The 3,214-nt window shown below is 28.8% G+C and carries 4 protein-coding genes; all 4 read right to left on the bottom strand.

Annotated features, from left to right (window positions below; all coding sequences use genetic code 11):
• Positions 1–17: 17 nt before the first annotated feature.
• Positions 18–788, bottom strand: a complete 771-nt coding sequence (locus CHU92_RS00935; protein ID WP_207759781.1) for a hypothetical protein — start codon at positions 786–788, stop codon at positions 18–20.
• A gap of 140 nt (positions 789–928) precedes the next feature.
• Complete coding sequence (locus CHU92_RS15715; RefSeq protein ID WP_165764550.1) at positions 929–1,078, bottom strand: hypothetical protein; 150 nt, start codon at positions 1,076–1,078, stop codon at positions 929–931.
• A 118-nt stretch (positions 1,079–1,196) separates the two neighbouring features.
• Positions 1,197–1,847 carry a hypothetical protein gene (locus tag CHU92_RS00930; protein WP_129582964.1) on the bottom strand — a complete coding sequence of 217 codons (651 nt, stop codon included), beginning with the start codon at positions 1,845–1,847 and terminating at the stop codon, positions 1,197–1,199.
• A 16-nt stretch (positions 1,848–1,863) separates the two neighbouring features.
• A complete protein-coding gene (locus CHU92_RS00925) occupies positions 1,864–2,868 on the bottom strand; it encodes a hypothetical protein (RefSeq protein WP_094411682.1) in 1,005 nt (334 codons plus the stop codon).
• Positions 2,869–3,214 lie beyond the last annotated feature (346 nt).

The following is a 3,214-nucleotide window of genomic DNA, read 5'->3' as shown; positions in this document are numbered from 1 at the left end:
TATTGATTTTTAATCAATTATATTTTTTGTCGTGTACTAAAATATTTTTCAAAAAAATATCCTGAAATTTTTTCCAGAACTGTTACGTTGGCTAAACAAATTTTGTCTGACTCATCCGTGCGGAATTCTATTGTAGAACTTTCAACTTCATAAATCCATTTTTTTAAACCTGTTTTCTTGCCATTATCTGAATTAGAAACATCAAAAGGATAAGCGTCCGAGTTCTTGAATGAAAGAGTTTGCAAATTAAATGTTTCCCGTTCGCAAATAAAAAAACCCGAATACATGTCATCAGAGGTAAAACTGACCGTTATAAACTTTTCATCATAAGTAATTTTAAAATTGTAACCGGCAGTGTTGTTAAAAAAATCAAATCCCAAGATATTGAGATTTTTATTGTATAAAACTTGGGATATCCAATATTCTGGCGAATCTCTGTAGTCATCATATCCTTGGAAAAATAATGAACTTCGAAAAAGTTTATTCGCATCATCCTTAATAATTGTTTTTGTAAAATTATTGTCAAGAGATTTAATGACAAACATTACCACCATATTGTTATTGATTACTGTATCGTTATCATTAACAACTGCTGTTTGGTTCACACGGTAAAGTTTTTCATGGGTATTGAAATTGTTTCTTAATCTTTTTTTGACATTTCTTATAATCTTCTTAGCCGCATTATGTTGCGATTTCGTGATAGTAACTTCTTCTAACTGAATTATATTATTCTGAGCGAAAAGACTTGGGCAGATTAAAGCAATTATAAGTAATGCAAAATTTTTCATCATATTATTTGTAAATAGGGTCGGCTTTTTTGTAAAGACCGACCATAAGTAAGAAATTGGAAAATGGATATTAACTATTTGATGGTACCGTACCATTACCGCCCCAATCCCAATTACCGTCAGAATTTTGACAGGCATCATTATTGTGTTCTACTAATTGTATACGAAAATTCTGATACGCCACTACCTACAGCCTCTAGGTCTACCGCCATCATCGCCCCCATCTCATTCTTCTGCTCATTTCTTGAAAGTACTTGCACCCCTTCCAAATCTAAAATTGTGTTTTTCATTGTTTAAAAATGAAAGTTTGTTTTTCTCAAGCATTTAAAGTCAGTTGAGTTTCTGACTATCGTTGCAACAATATTTTAATCAAAAAGTAAAGGGGAGTTATTTCATTAATCCACATGACTATTTTTCTAGAATTATTTTTATATCATAATTAAATTGACTTTTCATTAAGAAAGGTTCTATTTCCCAATAAGCATTTTCTTTCCTGTAAAGTTGCAATTTCATTGGTATGAAATCATTGTAATTTGTTGTCTTTATTACTCTAATAGAAGGATAATTTTCGTAGTTTATTTCATTTAAATCTTTCGGTAAATTTGTAGCAAATTCTATAAACATTCCAAACTTTGGAATTTCAAAATCATATTTTATTAAATCAACTATAGCAATATCTTTTTTATAGTTAACTATAACTTCTATATCTTCATCAACTATTTTTTTAGTAGTGGTTTGGTGCAAACTGTCTAATTCATATAATGCAATTTGAAAAGATTTATGAATTGAATTCTTAAAAGTAATAAGCTTTCCTTTATTTAAATCATAAATCGAAGATTCTGATAATCTAAAAATAATGGATTCCAGTTTTCTTCCTTTTGTTGAGTCATTTGGAATATAAATTATACCTTTTCTAATATTTTTACTTGCAATAGTTTCTGTATTTTTAAAAAAAGAAACTTTTCGGCTTTTTTTTGGTTCTGCAATAGTATTTTTATCTATATCGAACGGAAATGCACTTTTACACGAAATAAATAGACCAAAAATAAATAGTGCCAAATAATGTATGTTTTTATTAATCATAGTAATATAATGTATATTTAATGGGAACACTAAATCTACCCAATTCTTCACTTTTTTCTCTAATATAGGAAGCCCTTTCTTTTGATGTTAAGCTAGAAGGCACAGCGATTAAAGGTGTCACATTACCATAAGCATTGTCCTCCTTATTAAAATAACTTCTCGAAAAAGAGTTTTGTTCTTCATTTTCTTTTTGCAGTGGTATTTGTATTGGTAAATATTTAAAAAAAATGATTTCTTTGCCAAGATTATAACTTTTATAGGTTGGCTTTTCTACTATTAAATTACCTTTTAAATCTGTTTCTCCAAGTAAGGTGAGTATGCAAAAAAGACCTTCTTTTGGTACTGAAATTCTTGTTTTCATTTTATGATAAACAAAACCTTCTTTATAAGTTTTTTTATTTAAGAGTATGTATTCTAAGTAATTAAATAAAGAGTCGGAAGGTTTATTATTTGAATTAATAGAAAAATTTATTCTAACTAAAGCATTTGGAACTTCCTTCATGTTGTTTATACTCATCCAAAGTTTATCTACATTAATGGGCAATGAAATTTGATCTAAATAATAATTTTTTAAAGTATCAATTGGTTTTATTAATACTGCTAACTGATACCCATAAGTACCAAAACCTGAAAAATTTTTAGTGTTTTTATTAGAAGTGTTAATATCGATGAACTGCTTCTTTAATTTTTTATTTTCAATAACAATTTCATTAAGATTGATTACTTTAGGGGTTAGATAGATTATGTTATCCGATTTATATAATTGCACAATTTTTTCTTCGTAGGATAAATGCGAGATAATGATTTTTGGTGTTCTACTTGGGTCTGCATAAAACTCTCCATTGGAACCAGTGTATACCCCTACATTGTTTAGAAAATTAATCCCAACAAATTCGATTACTTCGTTTGTTAGCGAATCTTTGACGATGTATTTTTGGTTTTGTGAATATCCATTCAAAAAACAAATTACTACTAAAAAGATTATTTTCAATTTCATATTTGGAATAATTCCCCAACTAAAATTCGTTTTAATTGGGGATATTTAGGTTAATTATCTAACACATCATTCCTGCTGGACATGGAAAAACTTGACCTGGAGCTAATTCTTGGGGTTTTCCCCAATTCACCCCTAAAAATGTTCTCTGATATCTTGCCGTACATTCAAATGCTGTAGGGGAGTCACCGGCACCTTGTGTATTGGAATACAAATTGCCTGTACACTGATAATCTCTCAAATAGCCTTTGCCATTAACATTCTTCATCTCAGATCTTGAAAGTACTTGCACCCCTTCCAAATTTAAAATTGAAGTGGTTTAAACTTTTATTTTATTAAATTTCTTTAG

This window comes from Flavobacterium cyanobacteriorum, assembly GCF_002251835.1.
In the GTDB taxonomy this organism is placed as follows: domain Bacteria; phylum Bacteroidota; class Bacteroidia; order Flavobacteriales; family Flavobacteriaceae; genus Flavobacterium; species Flavobacterium cyanobacteriorum.
The sequence above is the reverse complement of the archived record's forward strand: the minus strand, read 5'-3'. Positions and strand labels throughout refer to the sequence as shown.